Genomic DNA, 1,321 nt, shown 5'->3' with positions numbered 1-1,321 from the left:
GCCCATCAGGAGAGAGATATACACCCGTCCTCCTGACCTTTGCAAGGCAAGCCCACGCCAGGGGGTAGCTCTGCCCCGCGCGGTCCCAGAAGGTACCCACCAAGCTCGGGTCAAAGTGCACGGCGTGGGGTCCCAGGTGTTCCCAGATGATTCGTTCAAAGGCCTGCGCCCGCTCGGGGGTCACGTTCCCGGTGATGTCCAAGATGTCGGCCTCCTTCCGGGTTTCCAAGCGGATCAGGGCCTCGTCCTCGTAGGCGGAGTGGAGGACCTCGGTGAGGTCCAGCCGGGGTAGGGTGTGCTTAAGGGCGATGCGGACGTTAAGGGTACTGGGATTTTCCGGATCATAGCCCGGGGGGCGGTAAAAGCGCACAATGATATCGGCGTGTTCCTTCTGGGGCCAGATGAAGGCCCGGGAGTCGGGCATGCGCCGCTCAATGTCCGCCAGCACCTCCTCAGGGGTGTAGCCCCTTTTGGCCACGTCCCGCTTCACCTTCCACTCCCGCCTCAGCTCCTCCTCCGGGTCCAGGTAAACGGTGAGGTGGTAGCGCCCCCGCAAAGCCGGGGAAAAAAGGGTGAGAAGCCCTTCCAGGACCACCACCCTCGGCACCAGCCGCCCGTCCTCCTCTACCGCCCGGGGGGCAGGAACGTACACGGGCGGGTCAAAGGTACCCGTGGAGTGGTTGTAAACCGGCTTTAGAATGGGCTCTCCCTCGGCCAACAGGCGGACATGTTGCTCCATGATATCCATGTAGTTGCACTCGGGGTTCAAAGGAGTGATGCCCAGCTCCTTCCGCTGCTTCCGGTCGTACTTGTGGTAGTCGTCCACGCAGATGCTGGTGGTACGGTCCACGCCGAGAAGCCGGGCGATCCCGCCGCTGATGGTGGTCTTCCCCGCCCCCGAGTCACCGGCAATGCCCAACATGAAGGGTCTATGGGGCATCCTCTCCCTCCTTATCCCGGAACACCAAGCTCTGGTAGATGTCGTCGGCGGCGATGGTCATGAGTTCCTCCGGGGTCACGGGCCCCGCCTTCTGGTACAGCCGGTAGGCCTGGCGCAGCTTGAAGCGGTCCAGGGCATTGCGCACGCTGCGGGCGTAGGCGAAGTTGGGCAGGCGCATACGGCGTTCCAAATACTCCCAGAAAGCCTTCTCCGCCTCGGGCGCGAACCGGTACCCCTGCGTTTCCAGCATAAGCTTGCCAATTTGGAAGAGCTCTTCCAGGGAGTAAGGGGGGAACTCAATGGGTCGTGTAAGGATTTATGTGTAAGGGTCCGTGTTTAATAGGGGGGCACACCTTAGCACGAGGAGGTGCCCCGTGGACC

General features: G+C 62.4%; 2 protein-coding genes. Both read right to left on the bottom strand.

Features of this window, described 5'->3' with window-relative positions; translation table 11 throughout:
* Positions 1 to 940: phosphoribulokinase (locus tag L0D17_RS13080; protein WP_243095690.1), on the bottom strand; the 940-nt coding region annotated here is incomplete at its 3' end.
* A complete protein-coding gene (locus tag L0D17_RS13075; RefSeq protein WP_243095689.1) occupies positions 930 to 1,190 on the bottom strand; it encodes a P-loop NTPase family protein in 261 nt (86 codons plus the stop codon). The genes L0D17_RS13075 and L0D17_RS13080, both read right to left, overlap by 11 nt.
* Between the last annotated feature and the right edge of the window lie 131 nt (positions 1,191 to 1,321).

It is taken from the genome of Thermus thalpophilus, assembly GCF_022760915.1.
Lineage (GTDB): Bacteria > Deinococcota > Deinococci > Deinococcales > Thermaceae > Thermus > Thermus thalpophilus.
Note: the sequence above shows the minus strand (reverse complement) of the source record. Positions and strands in the feature narration are given on the sequence as shown.